This is a genomic window from Tatumella morbirosei, assembly GCF_000757425.2.
Lineage (GTDB): Bacteria > Pseudomonadota > Gammaproteobacteria > Enterobacterales > Enterobacteriaceae > Tatumella > Tatumella morbirosei.
Genome location: NZ_JPKR02000003.1, coordinates 389,074 through 413,122, shown reverse-complemented (window position 1 = coordinate 413,122; position 24,049 = coordinate 389,074). Strand labels below are relative to the sequence as shown.

At 49.2% G+C, this 24,049-nt stretch carries 18 protein-coding genes, 2 pseudogenes and 1 other annotated feature; of the genes and pseudogenes, 12 read left to right on the top strand and 8 right to left on the bottom strand.

The features are described 5' to 3' along the window. Positions 1-28: 28 nt before the first annotated feature. From trpCF to HA49_RS04745, 3 genes and pseudogenes are all read right to left on the bottom strand, one after another. Complete coding sequence (trpCF, locus tag HA49_RS04760) at positions 29-1,390, bottom strand: bifunctional indole-3-glycerol-phosphate synthase TrpC/phosphoribosylanthranilate isomerase TrpF (protein WP_038020790.1); 1,362 nt, start codon at positions 1,388-1,390, stop codon at positions 29-31. Between the two features lie 2 nt (positions 1,391-1,392). Beyond that, a pseudogene (gene trpD, locus HA49_RS21745) lies at positions 1,393-2,983 on the bottom strand (bifunctional anthranilate synthase glutamate amidotransferase component TrpG/anthranilate phosphoribosyltransferase TrpD). Further along, the gene (locus HA49_RS04745) at positions 2,983-4,545 is read right to left on the bottom strand and encodes an anthranilate synthase component 1 (RefSeq protein ID WP_038020784.1); all 1,563 of its coding nucleotides are present in this window, start codon (positions 4,543-4,545) and stop codon (positions 2,983-2,985) included. The pseudogene trpD and the gene HA49_RS04745 overlap by 1 nt, the downstream one beginning before the upstream one ends. Before the next feature lie 23 nt (positions 4,546-4,568). Further along, positions 4,569-4,673 (bottom strand) — a sequence feature (Trp leader region). Between the two features lie 146 nt (positions 4,674-4,819). On the opposite strand from HA49_RS04745, the gene rnm reads away from it, so the two are divergent. The 3 genes from rnm to rluB all read left to right on the top strand — a co-directional run bounded on the left by rnm (position 4,820) and on the right by rluB (position 7,425). Beyond that, positions 4,820-5,719 carry an RNase RNM gene (gene rnm / locus HA49_RS04740; protein WP_425427710.1) on the top strand — a complete coding sequence of 300 codons (900 nt, stop codon included), beginning with the start codon at positions 4,820-4,822 and terminating at the stop codon, positions 5,717-5,719. Further along, positions 5,716-6,336, top strand: coding sequence for an L-threonylcarbamoyladenylate synthase (locus tag HA49_RS04735; protein WP_038020780.1), 621 nt, complete (start codon positions 5,716-5,718; stop codon positions 6,334-6,336). Before rnm ends, HA49_RS04735 begins: the two co-directional genes overlap by 4 nt. A 165-nt stretch (positions 6,337-6,501) precedes the next feature. Next, complete coding sequence (gene rluB / locus HA49_RS04730; protein ID WP_038020779.1) at positions 6,502-7,425, top strand: 23S rRNA pseudouridine(2605) synthase RluB; 924 nt, start codon at positions 6,502-6,504, stop codon at positions 7,423-7,425. Between the two features lie 55 nt (positions 7,426-7,480). On the opposite strand, the gene HA49_RS04725 is transcribed toward rluB, so the two are convergent. Beyond that, positions 7,481-8,242 carry a YciK family oxidoreductase gene (locus HA49_RS04725; RefSeq protein ID WP_038020778.1) on the bottom strand — a complete coding sequence of 254 codons (762 nt, stop codon included), beginning with the start codon at positions 8,240-8,242 and terminating at the stop codon, positions 7,481-7,483. A gap of 171 nt (positions 8,243-8,413) precedes the next feature. Between HA49_RS04725 and sohB the strand changes: the two are divergent. After that, positions 8,414-9,461, top strand: a pseudogene (sohB, locus tag HA49_RS04720) (protease SohB). Positions 9,462-9,512: 51 nt separating this feature from the next. Here sohB and HA49_RS04715 read toward each other — a convergent pair. After that, the gene (locus HA49_RS04715) at positions 9,513-9,764 is read right to left on the bottom strand and encodes a DUF2498 family protein (protein ID WP_038020776.1); all 252 of its coding nucleotides are present in this window, start codon (positions 9,762-9,764) and stop codon (positions 9,513-9,515) included. Between the two features lie 359 nt (positions 9,765-10,123). On the opposite strand from HA49_RS04715, the gene topA reads away from it, so the two are divergent. The 3 genes from topA to acnA all read left to right on the top strand — a co-directional run bounded on the left by topA (position 10,124) and on the right by acnA (position 16,976). After that, the gene (topA, locus tag HA49_RS04705) at positions 10,124-12,721 is read left to right on the top strand and encodes a type I DNA topoisomerase (RefSeq protein WP_038020773.1); all 2,598 of its coding nucleotides are present in this window, start codon (positions 10,124-10,126) and stop codon (positions 12,719-12,721) included. A 201-nt stretch (positions 12,722-12,922) separates the two neighbouring features. Then, complete coding sequence (gene cysB / locus HA49_RS04700) at positions 12,923-13,897, top strand: HTH-type transcriptional regulator CysB (RefSeq protein WP_038020935.1); 975 nt, start codon at positions 12,923-12,925, stop codon at positions 13,895-13,897. 421 nt (positions 13,898-14,318) lie between these two features. Further along, positions 14,319-16,976, top strand: a complete 2,658-nt coding sequence (gene acnA / locus HA49_RS04695; RefSeq protein WP_038020772.1) for an aconitate hydratase AcnA — start codon at positions 14,319-14,321, stop codon at positions 16,974-16,976. Between the two features lie 42 nt (positions 16,977-17,018). Here the strand turns inward: acnA and ribA are convergent, their stop codons facing one another. After that, a complete protein-coding gene (gene ribA, locus HA49_RS04690) occupies positions 17,019-17,618 on the bottom strand; it encodes a GTP cyclohydrolase II (protein ID WP_038020771.1) in 600 nt (199 codons plus the stop codon). Positions 17,619-17,828: 210 nt separating this feature from the next. Here ribA and HA49_RS04685 point away from each other — a divergent pair, with 210 nt between their 5' ends. The 5 genes from HA49_RS04685 to yciH all read left to right on the top strand — a co-directional run bounded on the left by HA49_RS04685 (position 17,829) and on the right by yciH (position 21,413). After that, positions 17,829-18,551: a phosphatase PAP2 family protein gene (locus HA49_RS04685; RefSeq protein WP_046791674.1), complete on the top strand. Its 723-nt coding sequence runs from the start codon at positions 17,829-17,831 to the stop codon at positions 18,549-18,551. A 152-nt stretch (positions 18,552-18,703) separates the two neighbouring features. Beyond that, a complete protein-coding gene (locus tag HA49_RS04680; RefSeq protein WP_038020769.1) occupies positions 18,704-19,015 on the top strand; it encodes a LapA family protein in 312 nt (103 codons plus the stop codon). A 6-nt stretch (positions 19,016-19,021) separates the two neighbouring features. Continuing rightward, entirely contained in the window at positions 19,022-20,191 is a 1,170-nt protein-coding gene (gene lapB / locus HA49_RS04675) for a lipopolysaccharide assembly protein LapB (protein ID WP_038020768.1), read from the top strand. A 179-nt stretch (positions 20,192-20,370) separates the two neighbouring features. After that, complete coding sequence (pyrF, locus tag HA49_RS04670; protein ID WP_038020767.1) at positions 20,371-21,093, top strand: orotidine-5'-phosphate decarboxylase; 723 nt, start codon at positions 20,371-20,373, stop codon at positions 21,091-21,093. Next, complete coding sequence (yciH, locus tag HA49_RS04665; RefSeq protein WP_425427709.1) at positions 21,093-21,413, top strand: stress response translation initiation inhibitor YciH; 321 nt, start codon at positions 21,093-21,095, stop codon at positions 21,411-21,413. The genes pyrF and yciH overlap by 1 nt, the downstream gene beginning before the upstream one ends. Before the next feature lie 49 nt (positions 21,414-21,462). Here the strand turns inward: yciH and osmB are convergent, their stop codons facing one another. After that, positions 21,463-21,678 carry an osmotically-inducible lipoprotein OsmB gene (gene osmB / locus HA49_RS04660; protein ID WP_038020765.1) on the bottom strand — a complete coding sequence of 72 codons (216 nt, stop codon included), beginning with the start codon at positions 21,676-21,678 and terminating at the stop codon, positions 21,463-21,465. A gap of 338 nt (positions 21,679-22,016) precedes the next feature. Then, positions 22,017-23,951, bottom strand: coding sequence for an exoribonuclease II (locus HA49_RS04655; RefSeq protein WP_038020763.1), 1,935 nt, complete (start codon positions 23,949-23,951; stop codon positions 22,017-22,019). Between the last annotated feature and the right edge of the window lie 98 nt (positions 23,952-24,049).

The window sequence follows — 24,049 nt, the reverse complement described above, 5'->3', positions numbered from 1 at the left end:
CCTGTATCGTCAGATTGACGCGTCCTGATTAATACGCTCGTAATTGTTGGAACACATCTGCCAGTTTAAGTGGATCTTTAATCCCCGGGGCGATTTCAACTCCAGAGTTGAAGTCCAACCCAATACAGCCGACCAGCGCGGCTTCGGCACAATTTTCAGGTGAGAGACCGCCAGCCAGCATGACATTATGCAGATCCTGGCCTTTAAGTAGTGACCAGTCGAATCGCTGCCCACTGCCACCCTGACCGTTGTCGAAAAGATATCGGTCAACGTGGGGAATATCGCGCGCTGGCAGATGGTCACTGATACTTAACGCTTTCCAGATAGCGATGCTATCAGGTAATTGCTGGCGTAGTGTGGCGATCCACTCTACGGTTTCATCGCCATGTAACTGTACAGCACTCAGGGAGAGGCGATCAGCGATACGAACCACCTCGTCCTGAGAGGTATTACGGAATACCCCGACAAATTTAAGCGGGGCCGCGGTGATCAATTTCTCCGCTTGTTCAATGCTTACCCGACGTGGAGAGTCTTTGACAAAAATCAGCCCGCCATAGACTGCACCAGCCTGCCAGGCAGCACTAACATCTTCGCTACGGGTCAGGCCACATACCTTATTGTCACCAATCAGTACCCGACGAACTGCAGCGGCGAGATTGTCTTCAGACATCAGCGAAGAACCTATCAGAAATCCATCCGCATAACTCCGGAGCTCACAGATCTGACTGTAATCATAAATGCCCGATTCACTGATAATAATGGTATCTTCGGGCAGTTGCGGGGCCAACTGACGTGTCTTATCCAGGTGAACTGACAGATCGCGCAAATCACGGTTGTTGATCCCGGCAACACGTGGTTTCAGTACCAGCGCACGCTCCAGTTCCTCCTGATTACTGATTTCGGTCAGTATGCCCATGTTTAGTGAGTGAGCCACTTCGGCCAGCGCCAGATATTGCTGATCATCCAGTACCGACAACATCAGTAAAATGGCATCTGCCTGATAATAACGGGCAAGATAGATCTGGTACGGATCAATAATGAAATCTTTGCACAATACCGGCTGGGTGATAACGGCACTGACCAGTGGCAGAAACTCAAAATTACCCTGAAAATACTTTTCATCCGTCAGAACGGAGACCGCTGATGCATAGTCACGATACACCGCAACTATGGCTGCCGGGTTGAAATCTTCGCGGATTAAACCTTTAGAAGGAGACGCCTTTTTGCATTCAAGAATAAACGCACTTTTGTTACGTTGTAACGCCTGGTAGAAATCACGTGTGGATGGCACAACCTGAGACTGAAAATCGGCCAAAGGTTGTTGCGTTTTACGAGCTTCAAGCCAAACGGCTTTGTCTGCGACGATCTTCTCTAAAACTGTACCCTTCATGATTATCCTCTTGCTGCCAGAGCAGTCACTAATTCGTAAGCCCGGCCACTGCGAATGACAGCGATTGCCTGTTTTGCGTTTTCACGCAAATCTTCATTGCCGAACAATTTCATCAGCATGGCGACATTAGCCGCAATTGCCTGCTCATGGGCTGGCTGACCATTCCCCTGTAGCAACTGACGTAAAATATCACGATTTTCCTCAGGCGTACCGCCTGCCAGTGACTCTTTGTCATGAAAATCAAGTCCGAAGTCTGGAGGGCTAATTTCGTAGCGGGTGATTTCACCATCCCGCAATTCGGCCACCATTGTCGGCGCGTGAATGGCGATTTCATCCATTCCACCGCCATGAACAACCGCTGCGCGTTGGTATCCAAGCACTTTAAGTGTTTCCGCGACCGGCTGGATTAACCCGGGGCTGTATACACCAATTAATGCTAATGGCGGGCGTGCCGGGTTAATCAACGGACCAAGAACGTTGAATAATGTTCTGGTCTGTAACTGTTTTCGCACCGGCATCGCATAACGAAATCCACTGTGGTATTGCGGGGCGAACAGGAAACAGACATTCTGGTCATCCAGTGCCTGGCGGGCAGATTCCGGTGTCATATCCAGATTAATGCCAAAGGCTGCCAACAGGTCAGATGACCCCGACTTGCTGGAAACACTACGGTTGCCGTGTTTCGCCACTTTAAGTCCACAGGCGGCTGCGACAAAGGCACTGGCGGTGGAGATATTAATACTGTTGCTACCGTCCCCTCCGGTTCCAACAATATCCGCAAACCTGTAGTCAGGGCGGGGGAATGCACGGGCATTGGCCAACAATGCTGTGGCAGCACCCGCTATTTCCGCAGGCGTTTCACCGCGAACTTTCATGGCAATTAATGCGGCTCCAAGTGACACCGGGTCCATTTCACCGGTCACAATAGCCGAGAAAAGTTGTTCGCTTTCTGTCTGGCTGATAACTTTGCCCTGGTATAACTGCTCCAGTATCTGCTGCATTTTTTCGTCCTTATTTATCAAGTGCCCAGGCCAGAGTTTGTTCAAGCAATTTTGCTCCCTGGGTGGTCAGAATTGACTCCGGATGAAACTGGAAGCCACACACTTTATCCTCATCATTACGGATGGCCATCACCATGCCGTTAAAGGTGGCGTTCACCGTGATATCTGCGGGGATATTGCTGCCGACCAGGGAGTGGTAGCGGGCAACTGGCAGCGGATTAGGTAAACCACTGAACATTGCCTGACCATCATGGCTGATGGCGGACGCTTTACCGTGTAAAATTTCTCCCGCCTGGCCAACAATACCACCGTAGCTTTCTACAATGGCCTGGTGGCCCAGACAGATACCGATAATCGGGATCTTGCCTCGCATTGCTTTAAGTAATCCGGGCATAGAGCCGGCGTCTGCCGGTGCGCCAGGGCCAGGAGAGAGCATTAAAACCGGATTCTCCATACTACTCAGGCGTTCAGTCAACGTTTCAACCGGCAGATTGTTACGGTAAACCACTACATGATGTCCAAAAGAACGTAACTGATCGACCAGGTTGTAGGTAAAAGAATCAAAGTTATCCAGCAGTAGAATATCGGCCATCAGAAAATCTCCTTGCAATGATGGGCTGTAGCGATGGCCCGTAACACGGCACGTGCCTTATTGCGGCTTTCATCGGCTTCTGCCTGAGGTATGGAATCGAGAACCACGCCACCGCCAGCTTGTACAGTGGCAATTCCGTCTTCAACATAGGCCGAACGGATAACAATACAGGTATCGAAGTCTCCTGTGCCGGTAAAATATCCTACCGCTCCACCATAAGATCCGCGTCGGGTACCCTCAGATTCCGCAATGAGTTGCATCGCCCTGACTTTCGGGGCTCCGCTCAGCGTTCCCATATTCATTACCGCCCGGTAGGCGTGAAGTACGTCAAGGTCTTCGCGCAATGTTCCAATAACCCGCGAAACCAGATGCATTACAAAGGTATAGCGGTCAACTTTTGTCAGGTCAGCGACATGACGGGTACCAGGCACGCAAATACGGGCCAGATCATTACGAGCTAAATCAACCAGCATCAGGTGCTCAGCCAGCTCTTTATGGTCAGTGCGCATTTCCAGCTCAATACGGCTGTCAAGATCACGGTCAAGCTCTCCGGCAGCATTACGGCCACGCGGACGGGTCCCTGCAATCGGGTAAATTTCTATCTGACGTGAAGTGGCGGAGTATTTCAATGAACTTTCAGGCGATGCGCCGAACAGCGTAAAATCGTTGTCCTGCATATAAAACATATAAGGACTCGGGTTGCTGTTTTTTAGCGTGTCATAAGCTGCCAGTGGTGAAGGACAGGGTAACGAGAATCGCCGGGAGGGAACGACCTGAAAAATTTCACCAATACGAATGGCGTGTTGTAAACGGCTGACGACCTCACAATAGACTTCATCACTCTGATTACAACTCAGCTCCATTTGCCCGACTTTCTGAGCGACCAGTGCCGGTGCCGACTGCTTCATTTGTTGATGCAGTTGATGAATACGCTGTTGCAGTCGTTGGAATTCACTGGCAGACGGAGTAAATACGCTTGCCTGTAATCGGGCTGTCTGTGACTGGTGGTCGATAACCAACAATGTTTCAGCCAGATAAAAACAGTAATCAGGGCAACGTTGGTGATTATCGAGTTCCGGTAACGTTTCGAATCCTGCCACCAGGTCGTAAGCAAACAAGCCACCCAGCATCACGGCTTCACGGTGATTACCACTGTGGTTAATCAATGTCGGGATTAATCGCAGGGCATCAAGCACCGAAACGGACTTCAGGCGTGAATCCTCATCCTGTAGGGGATCAATGACGGGAAAAAATAACTCACGTCCGTCCGGTTTGGCCTGAATTTCCACACTGTCTGGTAATGCAGCATCCAGCAATGGCAACAGGCTGGCGCCGTTTTCCGATAAAGCCTGAACTGAAACCTGACGTCCCATGGCGCTGATACGCAACGCGCTGTCGGTAATCAGCAGACTCTGAAGATTGTTTTTACTGTCGACATCTGCAGATTCCAGCAGCAGAGTGGCAGGACGAGCCCCGCAAAGCTGGTTGAAAACCGCTGCCGGGTCATGCCGATATGGGGCATCACCGGTAATAAGTTTTAATTCTGGTTTTGCTGTAGCCATGGTTATTTCTCTGAATTTTTTTCAAAAAAAAGCCCGCGATTCGCGGGCCCTGAAATCTGCACTGTGGTTATACTTACGGTGCACGACAACATCGCCCTTCAAGGGAGAGTCATGCGCCACCAACGGAAAGAATGAGTATAAACCAACATGAGAAGTATCCTTATCTGAACTTGTGTACTAGTTAACTGGTTCAAGGGCGGATTGTCAATACATCTTTTTCACTTATTGCTAAAATGCCACAATACGTCAGAGCACACTAGCTATTGGAGTTAAATTGACCGAACGAACGGCATTTCAGCTTTACGATTTACACAGCCACACCCGGGCATCTGACGGGGTATTAAGTCCTGAAGAGCTGGTCATACGTGCACATGAACGCGGTGTTAATGTGCTGGCGATTACCGATCATGACACCACTTCCGCGATTATTCCTGCACAACAGGCTATTACCAGACACCAGTTACCCCTGACACTGATAACGGGCGTAGAGGTATCTACGTTGTGGGAGAATCATGAAATTCACATTGTCGGGCTCGGTATGGATATTAGTCATCCTGCCATCTGCGATCTGCTGCAAAACCAGCACCAGAAACGCCGGGAACGTGCAGCCGAAATCGCCCGCCGTCTGGAAAAAGCCGGAGTCCCGGGGGCGCTGGAAGGGGCTACAGTTCTGGCGGGTGAAGGGCAGATTACCCGTGGTCATTTTGCGCGCTATCTGGTGGAATGCGGTAAGGCGGCAACAATGGCCCAGGTGTTTAAACAATATCTGGCTCGGGGCAAAACCGGATATGTTCCGGCACAATGGTGTACAATAGAACAAGCCATTGAAGCCATACACCAGTCAGGGGGCAGAGCTGTAGTTGCTCACCCCGGTCGTTACGACTTGTCAGCAAAATGGTTGAAAAGATTACTTAAGTTTTTTGCAGAATCTGGTGGTGATGCGATGGAGGTGGCGCAATGCCAACAGCCTCCCGATGAACGCCAGCAACTGGCAAAATATTCTCAGGAATATGGACTGGCGGCTTCTCAGGGCTCGGACTTTCACCAGCCCTGTGCCTGGATAGAACTGGGCCGTAAACTCTGGTTACCTGCAGATGCCGAAGCTGTCTGGTTACGTTTTCCTGAAATTCAAAGTGTTGCACCGGTAATTACTGGTGCGGGGAGTAAAGTATGAGTCAGTTTTTTTATATCCATCCGGAAAATCCGCAACCCAGGCTGATCAGTCAGGCAGTCGATTATCTGAATAAAGGCGCAGTGATTGTATACCCGACGGATTCAGGATATGCCCTTGGCTGCCGGCTGGAAGACAAATCTGCGCTGGAAAGAATTTGTCGCCTGCGTCAGCTGGATGATCATCATAATTTTACCCTGATGTGCCGTGATTTATCAGAGCTGTCGACCTATGCACAAGTAGATAACAGTGCTTTCCGGCTGATTAAAAATAACACCCCGGGCAGCTACACTTTTTTACTTAAAGCGACCAAAGAGGTGCCACGCCGCTTAATGAACGAAAAGCGCAAAACTATTGGTTTGCGTGTAACGTCTCATCCGGTGGCTCAGGCATTGCTTGAAGCTCTGAATGAACCGCTGATGTCAACCACTCTGATGTTGCCTGGCAATGATTTTGCAGAATCAGACCCGGAAGAAATCCAGATGACTATAGGTAAGCAAGTCGATCTTATCCTTAATGGGGGGACCATCGGTCAGCAACCGACAACCGTTGTCGACTTAACCGGGGATGCCCCTGAAGTCCTGCGTGAAGGTGCCGGCGACCCGGGTCCTTTCCTGTAAAACCTGACTCTGGTGTCAGAGTAGCCGCGGTTGCTGGTAAAATAAAACCGTTACATTATGACTGCCATCCTGTATAATGGCAGTTATAATTCACCTAAGTGTTTGATTTTTATATTAAATGCACATTAAACCTGAGGCCTGGGAAGGCGACAGTGAGGTTGCTCCATGAGCGAAAAGTTACAAAAAGTTTTAGCACGGGCTGGACATGGTTCCCGTCGTGAAATCGAAGCCATTATCTCTGCCGGACGGGTCAGCGTGGACGGGAAAATCGCCACTCTGGGTGACCGCGTAGAAACCGGAAGTTCTCTGAAAATACGAATTGATGGTCATCTGGTGCGTGTCGCCGAGACGGCCAGTGAAGTCTGCCGTGTTCTGGCCTACTATAAACCTGAAGGTGAGTTATGTACCCGTAATGATCCTGAAGGTCGTCCAACAGTTTTTGATCGCTTACCCCGCCTTAATGGTGCTCGCTGGATTGCGGTAGGGCGGCTTGATGTCAATACCTGTGGCTTAATGTTATTTACCACAGATGGTGAGCTGGCTAACCGCCTGATGCATCCAAGCCGGGAAGTAGAGCGCGAATATGCGGTTAGAGTGTTCGGGCAGATTGATGATGAAAAAATTCGTCAGCTCAGTCTGGGTGTTCAACTGGAGGATGGCCCGGCAGCTTTTAAAACGTTGAAGTTTGGCGGCGGTGAGGGTCTTAATCAGTGGTATAATGTTACCCTTACCGAAGGACGGAACCGTGAAGTCCGTCGTTTATGGGAAGCTGTCGGAGTACAGGTCAGCAGGCTGATTCGTGTTCGTTACGGTGATATTGTACTGCCCAAAGGATTGCCCCGTGGTGGCTATATGGAGATGGACCTGACATCGGTTAACTACCTGCGTCAGCTGGTTGAAATGCCGGAAGAGACTGTAACTAAACTGGCAGTAGAGAAGGATCGTCGTCGTACCAAGGCTAATCAGATTCGTCGTGCGGTGAAAAAACACAGTCAGCTTAGCAGTAAAACGTCGGCTAACCGTCGTCCGGCATCAGGCCGAAATACTGCGGCCCGACCGGCGTCTAAACGAAATAACGGTAACGGCTGAATCATAATTTCTGGTGTTATCAAAAACCCCGGAAGTCCGGGGTTTTTTAATCAAATTAACTGGCTGGACCGGCTTTACGTCCTGGCTGCGCATCAAAACTAATCCCTGTCTGACCGATACTGGCATCACTCATTACATGCAGGTAGACCGGCATAATATCGGCAGGTGTTTTCAGGAGACTGGCGTTTTCTTTTGGAAAAGCGCTGGCGCGCATGGTAGTGCGGGTGCCTCCCGGATTAATGCAGTTCACCCGAAGTCCACTGTCTTTATATTCGTTGGCGAGCACCTGCATCATGCCTTCAGTAGCAAATTTAGATACTGAGTAGGTACCCCAGCCAGCACGCCCCTGACGACCGACACTGGAGCTGGTGAATACCAGCGATGCGTGGCTGGCATTAAGCAATAGTGGCAGCAGAGCCCGGGTGAGAAAGAAACTGGCATCAAGGTTTATTTTAAGCACCTGATACCATTCCTCAATGCTGATTTCTGCCATCGGTTGGAGGGTGCCGAGTATCCCGGCATTGTGCAGTAATCCTTCGAGTGTGGGTGTGATAGTGGCAACCTCACGGGCAAATTGCTGGTAATCTTCTGCAGTAGCTGTGGCAAGGTCCAGAACCAGTACACTGGCAGGTTGTTGTTGCAGGGAATCGATAGTCTGGCGTACCAGCTGCAGTTTTTGTGGATTACGGCCAGTGAGTATGACTCTGGCACCCTGTCTTGCATAGGTGATGGCAGCTTCACGGCCAATACCATCTGAAGCTCCGGTGACTAAAATTGTGCGATTTTTCAGCAAGCTGCTGCCCGGGATATTGTTCACAGACGGTCCTTTGTTTTATTAGATTTCATGTAGTTATGTCGTAAATTATCATATGATAGAATGTGATGACAGGCTGTTAATATTCCGGTTTAGCAGGATGTGGTTGAGCGTTATCTCTTACTTTGGCCGGGAGTTCAGGCATTTCAACGGATTATGACTAAGGTGGACTGAGTGAGTTTTATTGCAGAATACGGGCTGTTTTTAGCCAAAATTGTCACGGTCGTTGTGGCGATTATTGCGTTGGTACTGGTGATTGTCGGTGTATCTTCTCGTAAAAAAGGTCGCCAGGGGCAGTTAAATCTGGGACATCCCGGGGAAGACTATGAGGCACTTAAGCAGACGTTGTCTGTGGAGAAGTTACCTGAATACGCACGAAAATCCTGGTTGAAAGAGCAGAAAAAGCAGCAAAAGGCCAAAGCTAAGGCCGAAAAAACTCAGGCCAGGCAGGGAAATATCAGTCAGCCTGCTAAGACGCGTTTTTTTGCTGGATTTTAAAGGTAGCATGGATGCGGGTGAGGTTGCCTCGTTACGCAAAGAGATTTCAGCCGTGCTGTCTGTGGCTGTGCCGGGTGATGAGGTCCTGCTGAAACTGGAGAGTCCGGGGGGAGTAGTACACGGTTATGGTCTGGCGGCGTCACAGTTACAGCGGCTTCGTGACCACGGAATTCCCTTAACAGCAGCAGTAGATAAAGTGGCCGCCAGCGGTGGTTATATGATGGCCTGTGTGGCTTCACATATCGTTGCAGCACCTTTTGCGATTATTGGTTCGATTGGCGTGGTTGCTCAGGTTCCCAACTTCAACCGATTACTGAAACGCAACGACATTGATATCGAGCTCCATACGGCGGGTCAGTATAAACGCACACTAACTCTGCTGGGTGAGAATACCGATGCAGGCAGGGAAAAGTTCCGTGAAGATTTGAACGAAACACATCAATTATTTAAATCTTTTGTGCATCAGATGCGACCATCACTGGATATTGATGCCGTCGCTACCGGTGAACACTGGTTTGGGCGTCAGGCTCTGGAAAACGGGCTTATCGATGAAATAGCGACCAGTGATGATGTTATTATTAAGAAAATGGATGAATTTAATCTGCTGTCAGTCAGTTACAGTAAAAAGAAAAGCATTATTGAACGTTTCACCCAAAGTGGTGCCAGTGTTGCCGAACGCCTGCTACTCAAATGGTGGCAAAAGGGTGAGAAGCCGCTGTTATAAATCACGGTTAATTGCTATTCAGACAATTATCAGCCCCGGCATCTGCCGGGGTTATTCTTTGAGACAGTATTGTGAAGACAGTTCAACGGTCAGGAATTTGAACATATTGAAGGCGAGCGTGCTCTGTCGGGTAGGCATTCCGTGACTGTCAGCAAACCACGGGCCACTAAAAATCAGCAAGGATCCTTGCTGGCGCACTGCTGAGATCTGCATGCCGGAAAAATAATCCTGGTGCTGTTGTAGTTTCTGATTCGCCAGAGTTATCAGCGAGGTAGCATCAAGTGCTTCAGGAGAGGTCGTCATTTTCTGCTCCGGTGGATGAATGCCATTACAAATAGCATGGTTATTGTAAAAGAGTATCACAACCGACACAAAATTATTGGTGCGATTAGTGGCGTGAAATCCACAAGGATGCTAATAAAGTTGCGTAACAGATTTTATCAGGTACAGTGTGGACGATTTCAATATCAGGGAGTTCAGACCGAAAACAGGTCAGATGCCTGAGTAAAATATTATTTTAATCATGCTGTTATTATTCGGGCAATGTTCAGTGAACGACTTTCGGCGTGATAAGCAGGAGTTGGCAGCAGCTACGGTTGTTGCAAATCAGGGGAGTGAACCTCTCCCGTTCTTCAGGACGTTTTTATTAGGTAAAGTTATCTATGGGTAAAGCACTCGTTATTGTTGAGTCACCTGCAAAGGCTAAAACTATTAATAAATACCTTGGCAGTGGCTACGTTGTTAAATCAAGTGTGGGTCATATCCGTGATCTGCCGACCAGTGGTTCGCTGGCGAAAAAAACAGCTGAGACCGGTAAGGCTAAAACAACGAAAACCGGTAAGAAAGACGAGAAAAGTGCGCTGGTCAACCGTATGGGCGTCGATCCCTGGCATGGCTGGAAGGCTAACTACCAGATTTTACCGGGTAAAGAAAAAGTCGTTTCTGAACTGCAGGCACTAGCTGCTGATGCTGACCACATTTATCTCGCAACGGATTTGGACAGAGAAGGGGAGGCGATTGCCTGGCACCTGCGTGAAGTGATTGGTGGGGACGATAAACGTTTCAGCCGCGTGGTGTTTAACGAAATTACTAAAAATGCTATTCGTCAGGCATTTGAACAACCTGGTGAACTGAATATTGATCGTGTCAATGCCCAGCAGGCACGGCGTTTTATGGACCGTGTCGTGGGTTATATGGTCTCGCCACTGTTATGGAAAAAAATCGCCCGTGGTTTATCCGCCGGACGTGTTCAGTCAGTGGCAGTCCGGTTGGTGGTAGAGCGTGAACGCGAAATTAAGGCCTTTGTTCCTGAAGAGTATTGGGAGGTTGATGTCCGCCTGAATACTCCGAAGGGGGATGAACTCCAGATGCGGGTGACTCACCAGGGTGAGACTGTATTTCGTCCGGAGAACAAAGCCGACACTCAGTCTGCTGTCGCGCTACTGGAAAAAGCCAGCTATCAGGTAACTGAACGTGAAGACAGGCCAACCAGCAGTAAACCAGGTGCGCCGTTTATCACTTCCACTCTGCAACAGGCCGCGAGCACGCGTCTCGGCTTCGGGGTGAAAAAAACCATGATGATGGCTCAGCGTCTGTATGAGGCAGGACATATCACTTATATGCGTACTGACTCTACTAACCTGAGTCAGGACGCGATTGAAATGGCCCGTGGCTATATCGAAGGAAATTTTGGTGATAATTATTTACCAAAAACCGCTACCGTATATGCCAATAAAGATAACTCGCAGGAAGCGCATGAAGCCATTCGTCCTTCTGATGTGAATGTGGAGGCCGATCAGTTGAAAGATATGGAAGCTGACGCGCAGAAACTTTATCAGTTGATCTGGCGGCAGTTTGTTGCCTGTCAGATGGTGGCTGCGAAATATGACTCAACCACGCTGACGGTCCAGGCGGGAGAATATCGTCTCAAGGCCAAAGGCCGTACTTTGCGGTTCGACGGCTGGACCCGTGTTATGCCGGCGTTGCGTAAAAACGATGATGATTTAACTCTGCCGGCGGTCGAGGTCGGTGAAACACCGTCGTTGCTCGATGTAGTGCCTGCCCAGCACTTTACTAAACCACCGGCCCGTTTCAGTGAGGCATCTCTGGTGCGTGAGCTGGAAAAAAGAGGTATCGGTCGTCCTTCAACTTACGCCTCTATCATTTCAACAATCCAGGATCGTGGCTATGTCAGGACCGAAAGCCGTCGCTTTTATGCTGAGAAAATGGGTGAAATTGTCACTGACCGGCTGGAAGATAATTTTCGCGAATTGATGAATTACGATTTTACCGCCCGGATGGAAGATAATCTTGACCAGGTTGCTAATAATCAGGCAGAGTGGCGTGCAGTGCTGGATCACTTCTTCACCGATTTTAGTCAGCAACTGGAACAGGCCGACAAGGATCCACAGGATGGTGGTATGCAACCTAACCAGATGGTGGTGACCTCTATCGAGTGTCCGACCTGTCAGCGTCATATGGGGATTCGTACCGCCACTACCGGGGTATTCCTCGGCTGTTCAGGTTATGCATTACCACCGAAAGAGCGCTGTAAACAAACGATCAATCTTATTCCTGAGAATGAAGTCCTTAATGTTCTGGAAGGCGATGACGCGGAAACCAATGCGTTACGCGCACGTCCTCGCTGTCGCAAATGTGGTACTGCGATGGACAGTTATCTGATTGATGAGAAGCGTAAACTGCATGTTTGCGGTAATAACCCCTCCTGTGATGGTTATGAAATTGAAGAGGGTGAGTTCCGCATTAAGGGTTATGACGGCCCGATTGTGGAATGTGAAAAATGCGGTAGTGAAATGCACCTGAAAATGGGGCGTTTTGGTAAATATATGGCCTGTACCAATGAGGCTTGTAAAAATACCCGAAAAATTCTTCGGAATGGTGATGTAGCTCCTCCGAAAGAAGATCCGGTACCTTTACCTGAACTTGCCTGTGAAAAATCGGATGCTTATTTCGTGTTGCGTGACGGTGCAGCCGGCATATTCCTTGCTGCCAACACCTTCCCGAAATCCCGCGAAACCCGCGCACCGCTGGTGGAAGAATTAAAACGCTTCAGTGATCGTCTGCCGGAAAAATTCAGCTACCTGACCGAAGCGCCAGTGACGGATCCAGAGGGCAACAAGGCAATGGTTCGCTTTAGTCGAAAAACCAAACAGCAATATATCTCTTCGGAAAAAGACGGTAAGGCAACAGGCTGGTCAATGTTCTATATTGACGGGAAATGGCAGGAAGCTAAAAAATAATGTTTTCTGTGAAAAAGGCCAGCTTTTGCTGGCTTTTTTACTTTTAACTTATATAGCTATTTGTTCTGTTGATAATATTTTAATGCTATAGTGGTTATAGAAAAAATGAATGTGCTGTCTGTTAAGGATTCGACAATTTTTACCAGATAACTCTTTGCAGGTATGCAGGCACTGAGTGCCCCTTGTCCTGAATGGTGGGCTATGAAATTACAGCAATTGCGCTATATCGTCGAAGTTGTAAACCATAATCTTAATGTTTCCTCGACGGCCGAAGGGTTATATACCTCTCAGCCGGGTATCAGTAAACAAGTCCGAATGCTGGAAGACGAGCTGGGTGTTCAGATCTTCTCCCGCAGTGGGAAGCACCTGACTCAGGTCACCCCGGCAGGCGATGAAATTATTCGAATTGCCCGCGAAGTCCTGTCTAAAGTTGATGCCATTAAGTCAGTGGCAGGTGAGCACACCTGGCCTGACCAGGGATCACTGTATGTCGCAACCACGCATACCCAGGCTCGCTATGCACTTCCTCCGGTGATCAAAGGTTTTATCCAACGTTACCCTCGTGTTTCACTGCATATGCATCAGGGTTCACCGATGCAGATTGCCGAAGCTGTCTCCAAAGGGAATGCCGATTTTGCGATCGCCACCGAAGCGCTGCATCTATATGACGATCTGGTCATGCTACCTTGTTACCACTGGAATCGCGCGATTGTGGTTCCTCCAGGACATCCACTTAGCGAAAAGTCTCATGTGACGATTCATGATTTAGCTGAGTATCCGCTGGTGACCTATACCTTTGGTTTTACCGGGCGTTCAGAGCTGGATTCGGCGTTTAATCATGCCGGACTCACCCCAAAAATAGTGTTTACCGCGACTGATGCGGATGTGATTAAAACCTATGTCCGTCTGGGTTTAGGCATTGGCGTGATTGCCAGCATGGCGATTGATCCGGTTTCTGACCCTGACCTGGTGAAAATTGAGGCGTCAGACATTTTTACCTACAGCACTACTAAAATTGGATTCCGTAGCAGTAGCTTCCTCCGGACCTATATGTATGACTTCATTCAGCGTTTCGCGCCGCATCTTACCAGAGATGTGGTTGATACCGCGATTGCGTTGCGGTCTAATGAAGATATCGAAGCGATGTTTAAGGATATCCGCCTGCCGGTAAAATAAAATATAGCGGACCGCATCTATTCTTATGCGGGGCATACGGTTTTCTCTTATGCTATCCATGCCTGTCAAGGATGACTCGCAAAGCAGTAACGCCTGTGTTGGTTTTGGGGGGCGTTATTCTTGTTTAACAGGGAGGTAATATGTTTTTTTCAGCTTTCATCGATGCAGTTCAACGTTTTTTTCATCCTGATAAGATTATTTCCCTCCATCTGTATCGACGTCGGATTTGGCTGACGGCTTTAACAGGTTGTACTTTGTTCTGGTTGTTAGCCGGGTTAGTTATTATTCGACTGTTTTCCTGTTAGTTTACTGTTTTAAGTTTGTTATTTAGTGTTATCAGGGAAACAACTCTTCTTATTTGGTCTATTTTTAAATAAACCCTGTTAATCTGCGGGGTCTTTGCCACTGCAAAGGAGGAGCTATGTCGTTATCATTACGTGAACGCAGCCAGAAGGTACTGGCGGTTAATGGCAGAAATTATAGCTATTACAGCCTTCCCGAACTGGAATCACTGACCCGTCCCTGTGCTGCACTCCCGAAATCACTTAAAATTCTACTGGAAAATCTCCTGCGCTGGCAGGACGATCAAACTGTTACGCAACAGGATATTCTGGCGGTTATTGATTGGCTGAAAGAGGCTAAAGCCGACCGGGAAATAGCCTACCGCCCGGCACGCGTACTGATGCAGGATTTTACCGGCGTACCTGCAGTCGTTGACCTTGCTGCCATGCGTGAAGCCGTTGCCAGGCTGGGCGGTGATGTCAGTAAAGTGAATCCACTTTCACCGGTCGATCTGGTGATTGATCACTCAGTTACCGTTGATTATGCCGGCCAGCAGAATGCCTTTATGCAAAATGTTGGCCTGGAAATGCAGCGAAATCATGAGCGTTATATCTTTTTGCGCTGGGGGCAACAGGCCTTCCGTCAATTCCGTGTTGTGCCCCCTGGTACCGGTATCTGTCATCAGGTAAATCTTGAATACCTGGGACAAGCTGTCTGGCAACAGGAAACAGAAAACGGCACGTTGATTTATCCTGATACTTTGGTCGGCACCGATTCGCATACCACCATGATTAACGGACTCGGAGTGCTGGGCTGGGGAGTGGGGGGTATTGAAGCTGAGGCGGCAATGCTTGGTCAGCCTGTCTCTATGCTGATTCCTGAAGTCGTTGGGTTCAGGCTAAGCGGAAAATTACGCCCCGGTATTACAGCCACAGATCTGGTATTAACTGTGACACAGATGCTCAGAAAGCACGGAGTGGTCGGGAAGTTCGTCGAATTTTATGGTGACGGGTTGGCCGATCTGCCACTGGCAGACAGAGCGACCATCGCCAATATGGCTCCGGAATATGGTGCCACTTGTGGATTTTTTCCGATAGATCAGGTAACCCTGGACTATATGGCTCTCACCGGTCGTAGTGATGAACAGATTGCGCTGACTGAAGCTTATGCCAAAGCTCAGGGTTTGTGGCGTGAAGCGGGTGATGAACCGGTATTCACCAGTACTCTGTCTCTGGATATGTCAGAAGTAGTCAGTAGTCTGGCCGGGCCGAAGCGTCCTCAGGACAGGGTGGCGCTGAATAAAGTTCCGGAAGCCTTTGAGTTGGCGGCACAGACCGGTCACTCTGCATCAGGTCCGGTATCTGAACATCCCGGGCTTCCCGTTGATGGATCTGTGGTTATTGCAGCGATTACCTCCTGCACAAACACCTCTAATCCCGCCGTCATGATGACCGCTGGCTTACTGGCTAAAAACGCTGTGGCGCGCGGGTTGAAACGCCAGCCGTGGGTAAAAGCATCGCTGGCTCCGGGATCCAAAGTGGTGACAGATTATCTGGCCTCCGCAGGATTAACAGAATCCCTGAATCAGCTGGGATTCAACCTGGTGGGATACGGCTGTACAACCTGTATCGGTAACTCCGGGCCTTTATCTGATGAGGTTGAAAATGCGATTAAAACAGCCGACCTGACAGTCGGGGCAGTATTGTCCGGAAACCGTAACTTTGAAGGGCGTATCCATCCGTTGGTCAAAACTAACTGGCTGGCCTCTCCGCCGCTGGTGGTTGCCTATGCGCTTGCCGGTAATCTGAACATCAATCTGGAAGATTCACCACTCGGTATAGGGAGTGATGGTCATCCTGTCTGGCTGAAGGATATCTGGCCGACGCCCGGGGAGACCGACCAGGCGGTCCAGAAAGTCAATAGTAGTATGTTTCATAAAGAGTATGCTGAAGTGTTTCAGGGAAGCGAAGAATGGCAGGAGATTTCGGTCAGTAACAGCGCGTTATACTCCTGGGACGCTGCTTCTACGTATATTCGTAAGGCCCCGTTCTTTGATCTAATGGACAGTTCGGTACCGGAAGTGGCGGACATACAGTCTGCCCGGGTTTTGGCCATGCTCGGTGATTCCGTGACAACAGACCATATTTCCCCTGCCGGGAACATTAAAGCTGATAGTCCTGCCGGCCGTTATCTGGCAGAGCAGGGGGTTGCCCCACAGGATTATAACTCTTATGGATCCCGACGAGGTAATCATGAAGTTATGATGCGAGGGACCTTTGCTAATATCCGTATACGCAATGAAATAGTCCCTGGCATCGAAGGTGGCTACACACGTTATTTTCCTCAGCAACAGCAGCTTTCAATCTATGATGCGGCGATGAAGTATCAGCAGGATGGTACGCCACTGGCGATTATCGCCGGTAAAGAGTACGGTTCAGGCTCCAGCCGCGACTGGGCAGCGAAAGGACCAAGATTACAGGGGGTAAGGGTAGTGATTGCTGAGTCATTTGAGCGAATCCATCGCTCAAATCTGATTGGGATGGGGATTCTGCCGCTGGAATTCCCTGCGGGGGTTAGCCGTAAAACACTGCAACTGACCGGTGAGGAAATTATCGATATTCATGGCTTAGCGGGGATTACCCCGGGAGCGAATGTCCCGGTGACTCTGACGGCAACCAATGGGCAGGTGCAGCAGGTGAATATGCATTGCCGGATTGATACTGCCACTGAGTTGTTGTACTACCGAAATGGCGGGATATTGCACTATGTTATCAGGAAGTTGTTGCAGGAAGAATAACGGGGAGTTGATGTCGCCCCTGTGACAGGGGCGGCGCAATGACTAATCGTCGTTATGGTGAAGCAGGTGGCCCATTTTTAACGCTTTGGTGTCCAGATAACCGGTGTTTTTAGGATTACGGCCAACCTCAAGCGGAACCCGTTCTGCAATATTAATACCGGCTTCGGTCAGAACTCTGACTTTTTTCGGATTGTTGGTCAGTAACCGTACTGCTGAGACTTCGAGTAGTTTAAACATATCAGCACACAGGGTGAAATCACGTTCATCAGCCGCAAAACCTAACTTCAGGTTAGCCTCGACGGTGTCATATCCCTGGTCCTGAAGCGAGTAAGCACGTATTTTGTTCAGCAAACCGATATTACGACCTTCCTGACGATGATAGAGCAGAACCCCGCGCCCTTCGGTGGCAATGGCATTCAGTGCTGACTCCAACTGAAAACCGCAATCACATCTCAGACTGAATAAGGCATCCCCTGTCAGGCATTCTGAATGAACCCTCGCCAGTACCGGCTCAGGTCCTGAAATATCACCAAAGACCAGTGCAACATGATCCTTGCCGGTACTGATTTCTTCAAAACCCACCATCTGGAAATCACCCCATGGTGTGGGCAGTGTGGCTTGAGCCACCCGCTTAAGTTTCATGCAAACTCCACTGTCTAAAACGTATTATTATCAGTACTCTGAATTCAGAGTTGAAACGATTATTGTGCCACAATCATCAGTAGTCTGCGTCATACTCTTCGACACAGAAAAAAGATAAAGCACAATCCGACTAGTGGCGCAGATTAACGTAATTCTCAATACTCAGAAAATGATAATTATCGATTTAGCTACGGAGAAAAAGTATATACGATGTTAAAACTGGTTAAACTTATCGGTAGCGGAATGCTGATTTTACTGCTTCTGCCGCTGGCATTCTGGCTGTCTGGCTGGCACTGGCTTCCCGCTCAAGCTGAAGGCTGGCAGTTGATATTGTTTGCTTTTACCGAAACAGTAACTCGACCGGCCGGTGTTGTGACCACGCTTTTACTCGGAGGCTGGCTGTTGTGGAAATTACGCCATGAGCAACGCACTTTACGGCAACGGTTAGTCGTTGTGCTGAGCGTCATTATCGTGGTGTGGGGCGGACAGGGAATCAATTCATTGATCAAACTTCAGGTCAAAGAGGCGAGACCCTACGTGGTGTGGTTACAGTCTGAAATGGCACAACCCACAGAGGATTTTTACCAGGTACCGGCAGTCGACCGCAGTGCACGGATCCATCAGTTTACCCGCGATAATCCGTTGTTGCCTGGTTGGTTAACCAAACACTGGGCTGCGGAAACAGGTTACTCTTTTCCGTCAGGGCATAGCATGTTTGCAGCCTGTTGGGCATTGCTTATGCTGTTCTGGTTATGGCCGCGGGGCCATGTTATCAGCGTTGTGATGACCTTTATTTGGGCAATGGTGGTCATCTGGAGCCGGTTAGCTCTCGGAATGCACTGGCCTCAGGATGTTAGTATGTCTGTCATTAATGCCGGATGGCTGGTGATAATTGTCGGACTGACAATAAATTCCCGTTATATCACCCGATAAAGCATGGAATGATGCGTTGAAACGTAAAGCTATATTGTAAATATGTTCTGCATCCCCATAATAGAAAGATGCAGGTGTGCCGGAAATGTCACTCGTCAGCGACAGAAGCCTTCCGTCGGGAGCTGACGGCAAAAACGATAACAGGATGCATTGTGAAATATTTAGTCATTTTTTTAATAGTTTTGGTCATTTTTATTATCTCAATCACTCTTGGGGCGAAAAATGATCAAGTTGTGACCTTTAATTATCTGCTGGCTCAAGGCGATTTCCGTGTTTCTACGTTGCTTGCCAGTTTGTTTGGCGCAGGATTTATTCTTGGCTGGGTTATCTGTGGTTTATTCTGGTTACGGGTTCGTCTGTCTCTGTCACGTGCCCAGAGAAAAATTAAGCGCCTTGAAACGCAGTTTAATACTCCGACTGCTGCCACCACCACGACCAACAATAAAGTTGTGGTGAAGGAATAACCCGGTATGCTCGAACTGCTGTTTCTGTTATTGCCGGTTGCTGCAGCCTACGGCTGGTATATGGGTCGTAGAAGTGCGCAACAGGATAAACAACAGGAAGCTAATCGCCTGTCGCGTGATTACGTTGCTGGTGTTAACTTTCTACTTTCAAATCAGCAGGACAAAGCGGTCGATCTGTTTCTTGATATGCTTAAAGAGGACAGTGGTGCCATTGAAGCTCACCTGACCCTCGGTAACCTGTTTCGATCCCGTGGTGAGGTGGACCGCGCAATCCGAATTCACCAGTCACTTATGGAAAGTGCCTCACTGGATTATGACCAGCGACTCCTCGCGATTCAGCAACTTGGTAGAGATTACCTTGCCGCCGGATTGTACGACAGGGCTGAAGATATGTTCAGCCAACTGACGGATGAAACAGATTTCCGTGAAGGGGCCCTACAGCAGTTATTACTGATTTATCAGCAGACCAGTGACTGGGCACAGGCGATTGAAACAGCGGAGCGTCTGGTTAAGCTGGGTAAAAATAAGCAGACCACTGAAATTGCTCATTTTTACTGTGAGCTGGCTCTGCAGGCCATGAGTAGTGATGACCTTGATAAAGCGATGAGTTTGTTGCGTAAAGGCGAGTCTGCAGATAAGCAGTGTGCCCGGGTATCGATTATGATGGGCCGTATCTACATTGAGCAAGGTGAAGAGCAGAAGGCGGTACAGTCCCTGCAGCGGGTTTTACAACAAGACCCTGAACTGGTCAGTGAAGTTTTATCATTACTGGAAGGTTGCTATCAACGACTCAATTCTCCACAATTGTGGCTGGAGTTTTTGCAACAGTGTGTCGCACAGGAAACGGGGAACGCCGCAGAGCTTTACCTGGCTGATATCATTGATAACAACGAAGGTTCTGAGGCTGCTCAGTTATTCCTGATGAAGCAACTGGAGCAGCATCCAACGACACGGGGTTTTCACCGGTTAATAAATTACTATCTGCAGGATGCTGAAGACGGCAGGGCTAAACAGAGCCTGGTAGTTCTGCGTGATATGGTGGGCGAACAGATTCGTATCAAACCGCGTTACCGGTGTCATAAATGCGGTTTTACCGCCCATGCAATTTACTGGCATTGTCCTTCCTGCCGAAGCTGGGCAACAGTTAAACCGATTCGCGGCCTCGATGGACAGTAAAATGACAGAACCTGAGGGTTCTGTTTTTTTAACACTCCGGTTAGTTACAACATACTAATAGCAATCATTTAAAGGAAACATCAGCAAAGTGCAAAACAGGTGACATCGCAGGCCAGGCAGGTAGAATAAGCGCCGTTTGCCCATATCTTTCACCTGCCTGATTTAAAAGGAACTCTGCAATGACTGATTTATCGCCATCTTCTGTTACTTCACCGGTAGTAGTCGCTCTTGATTTTGACGATATTCATCGGGCGTTGTCGTTGGTTGACCAGATTGATCCGACCAGTTGTCGGCTTAAGGTCGGTAAAGAGATGTTCACCCGATTCGGGCCAGAATGGGTTAAGACCTTGCACGCCCGTGGTTTTGAGGTGTTCCTGGATCTCAAATTTCATGATATTCCGAATACTGTGGCACATGCAGTTGCTGCTGCCGCAGATTTGGGCGTGTGGATGGTGAATGTGCATGCCAGCGGGGGGGCACGAATGATGAATGCTGCCCGTGAGGCTCTGCTGCCGATGGGAAAAGATTCACCGTTGCTGATTGCTGTTACGGTTCTCACCAGCATGGAGGCCAGTGATTTACAGGGACTGGGTATTGACCGAACACCGGCTGAGCAGGCACTGTTACTGGCTAGTCTCACCCGTGATTGCGGTCTGGATGGTGTGGTGTGTTCCGCCCGGGAAGCCGTTACTTTCAAACAGCAACTTGGTTCTGACTTTATGCTTGTGACCCCGGGGATCCGCCCGGCCGGTACTGAAGCACAAGACCAGCGCCGGATTATGACACCTCCTCAGGCTAAAGCTGCAGGTGTTGATTATATGGTGATTGGCCGGCCGGTGACGCAGGCTACTGATCCTGCCGCTGCACTATCGTCAATCCTACATTCACTTCAGGTGTCATGATGACTAAAGACTATCTGGTGTATTCCACAGAAAGTGGCCGTATTACTCCACAACAACAGCCCGTAGAACGTCCTAAAGGCGATGGTATTGTGCGTATTTCCCGTCAGACCTCTGGAAGAAAGGGTAAAGGCGTCTGCATTATTAGTGGCCTGGACCTTGAGGATAGTGAACTGTCTAAACTCGCCGCAGAACTAAAAAAGAAATGCGGTTGTGGCGGTGCAGTGAAAGAAGGTGAGATTGAAATTCAGGGAGACAAGCGCGATTTACTGAAAACATTGCTGGAAGCAAGAGGTTTTAAGGTCAAACTCGCGGGTGGTTAGGTGAGAAATAGCCGGAAAAGGGGTATCCACACTTTTCCGGCCTGATCTATTAATGGACCTGATGACCGACAACACCACCGACCGCCGCACCGCCCACAGTTCCTAAGGTGCTGCCACCGGTCAGGATATTCCCTCCGATAGCACCAACTCCGGCACCCAATGCGGTATTTCTGTCACGCTTTGACCAGTTTGAACAGCCAGACAGGCTGCATAAAATGAGTGTTGCAATCAGGGCAGAGGTAATGCTTTTTTTTGTGATTATCACAGTCAACTCCTTAATTATTCACCGTGTTTCCGGCAGACAAGACGACTGAATTATATTGATATCCACCTGAACCCAGGTGCCATATGATTAAACCCGGATATGTCGCTGCAGCAACCCGTGGCGATATCCGGCCCTATTTTATGCATTACCTGACCAGGGGGAATGGTGAATATTCCTAATCAGAGTTCAGCATTTTCTTAGTTTAGGCTGATTTTTAAAATTTGCAGTGGTGTATGCGGGTTTTGAGGTTTGCTTAGACCCGGGCATAACGTCCATGCCTAAATAGGGGGCCAGGGGAAATCAGCGCGCACCGGTAATCCGGTGCGCGGCTGTTGATGTCAGATGACAGGACGCGCAACAACATTACGGTTTTCCATTCGGACTTCCGCAATTGTGACTTCAATAATATCGGTGACCCGATAGCGCTCTTCACCTTTAATCTGTACGGTACCACTTTCCTGCGAACAGACTAATTCGTCACGGACACTATGGATAAATGGCGCTGGAATAAAGGCGACTGCACCGTTATCCGTTAACCGTACACGCATGCCGCCACGGGAGACATCGATAATTTCAGCGGTGAACTTTTGATCACTCCCCGCATAAGGCGCGAGGTAACGGGCATACAGCCAGTCACCGACGTCACGTTCCGCCATACGGTTCAGGCGGCGCCTTTCACCCATGATAGTCGTCAGTTCCGGGACAGGTGGCTGAGGCTGCTGCCCGAGAATAATGGCTTTCAGCAGACGATGATTCACCATATCGCCATATTTTCGGATAGGTGACGTCCAGGTAGCGTAGGCATCAAGTCCTAAACCAAAGTGAGGCCCGGGTTGGGTACTAATTTCGGCAAATGACTGGAAACGGCGAATTCTGCTATCCAGATATTGCGTAGGCTGGCTATCAAGCTCTCGACGCATCACCCTGAAGCCTTCGAGGGTGGCAATTTCTTTCGGATCCACGGTGATCCCATGACCCGCAAGAACACCGGCAACCTGTTCAGCATTTGCCTCATCGAAGCCTGCATGTACGTTATAAATTCCGAAGCCCAGCGATTCACTTAGTACTTTAGCAGCACAGATATTCGCAGTAATCATCGCTTCCTCGATCATCCGGTTAGCAATCCGGCGTGGTTCGGCGATAATTTCCAGCACTTCACCTTTTTCACCCAACAGGAAACGATAATCGGGACGATCTTTAAATACCAGCGCATGGGCCTGACGCCATTCACTGCGGGCGAGGCAGAAACGGTGCAACAGGGTGACCTGTTGTGCAATGGTTTCGCTGGCGGGTTGCCATTCTCCGGTGTTTTCCAGCCAGTCAGAGACATCGTCGTAAGCCAGTTTAGCTTTAGATTCAATCCAGGCGGCAAAGAAACGTACATCATTTTCCGGGGTACCGTCTGCTCCTATTGTGATGTGGCAGGCCAGTACCGGACGGCGTACCCCTGGGCGCAGCGAACAGACATCATCAGATAACTGGCGAGGTAACATCGGAATATTGAAGCCAGGCAGATAATTGGTAAAGGCGCGGAGTGATGCCAGTTTATCCAGTTCACTGCCTTCTGCAACATAGGCAGTAGGATCAGCAATTGCCACCGTCAGCCGCAGTTTATTGCCAGGCAATTCCTCAATAAATAACGCGTCATCCATATCTTCCGTACTGGCACTGTCAATGGTGATAAACTCCAGGGCGGACAGATCTTCACGCTCCAGTTTTTCATCCATCATCTCTCCGAAGGCAATTTCCGGAGCAGACCGTTCAAGGTTATGACGTGACAGCGTCACCCACCACGGAGCCAGATGATCATCTGAATAGGTAATGAACTCAGTGAGTTCGGCATAGAAACTACGATCACCTTTCAATGGGTGGCGGCGCATCTCAGCCACTGCCCAGTCACCCGACTGGAAATTATGTTCCACATTTCGGGCAGGGCGGCACTGAATGGCGTCTTTGAGCAATGGGTGGTCAGGTATAATGGATAACCGATCATCTTTTTTCTGAATTCGTCCGACAAAGCGGGTCAGAAAGGGTTCAACCAGTGTTTCCGGTTCGGCGCTCTCTTTACCATTATTCGTCTGTATGACAGCGACGATACGATCGCCGTGCATCACTTTTTTCATTTGCGGAGGCGGGATAAAGTAACTTTTTTGGGCATCGACTTCCAGAAAGCCGAACCCTTTATCGGTACCTTTTACTACACCCTCAGCGCGTGGAGTCTGGGCATGAAGCGTTTGTTTTAGCTGCGACAGCAGCGGATTATCCTGGAACATAGTTTTTAAGTTTCGTGGCCTAAAGCGGCAGACATTTTTACGCGAATCGTGGCGCCCGGGCAAGAGCCAAACGGCGAAAGATAAAAAAAGCCGGAGTC

Coding starts and splice junctions, on each gene's coding strand:
- trpCF (WP_038020790.1), bottom strand. CDS start 1,390: ATGAAGGGTACAGTTTTAGAGAAGATCGTCGCAGACAAAGCCGTTTGG.
- HA49_RS04745 (WP_038020784.1), bottom strand. CDS start 4,545: ATGGCTACAGCAAAACCAGAATTAAAACTTATTACCGGTGATGCCCCA.
- HA49_RS04735 (WP_038020780.1), top strand. CDS start 5,716: ATGAGTCAGTTTTTTTATATCCATCCGGAAAATCCGCAACCCAGGCTG.
- rluB (WP_038020779.1), top strand. CDS start 6,502: ATGAGCGAAAAGTTACAAAAAGTTTTAGCACGGGCTGGACATGGTTCC.
- HA49_RS04715 (WP_038020776.1), bottom strand. CDS start 9,764: ATGACGACCTCTCCTGAAGCACTTGATGCTACCTCGCTGATAACTCTG.
- topA (WP_038020773.1), top strand. CDS start 10,124: ATGGGTAAAGCACTCGTTATTGTTGAGTCACCTGCAAAGGCTAAAACT.
- cysB (WP_038020935.1), top strand. CDS start 12,923: ATGAAATTACAGCAATTGCGCTATATCGTCGAAGTTGTAAACCATAAT.
- acnA (WP_038020772.1), top strand. CDS start 14,319: ATGTCGTTATCATTACGTGAACGCAGCCAGAAGGTACTGGCGGTTAAT.
- ribA (WP_038020771.1), bottom strand. CDS start 17,618: ATGAAACTTAAGCGGGTGGCTCAAGCCACACTGCCCACACCATGGGGT.
- HA49_RS04685 (WP_046791674.1), top strand. CDS start 17,829: ATGTTAAAACTGGTTAAACTTATCGGTAGCGGAATGCTGATTTTACTG.
- lapB (WP_038020768.1), top strand. CDS start 19,022: ATGCTCGAACTGCTGTTTCTGTTATTGCCGGTTGCTGCAGCCTACGGC.
- pyrF (WP_038020767.1), top strand. CDS start 20,371: ATGACTGATTTATCGCCATCTTCTGTTACTTCACCGGTAGTAGTCGCT.
- yciH (WP_425427709.1), top strand. CDS start 21,093: ATGACTAAAGACTATCTGGTGTATTCCACAGAAAGTGGCCGTATTACT.
- HA49_RS04655 (WP_038020763.1), bottom strand. CDS start 23,951: ATGTTCCAGGATAATCCGCTGCTGTCGCAGCTAAAACAAACGCTTCAT.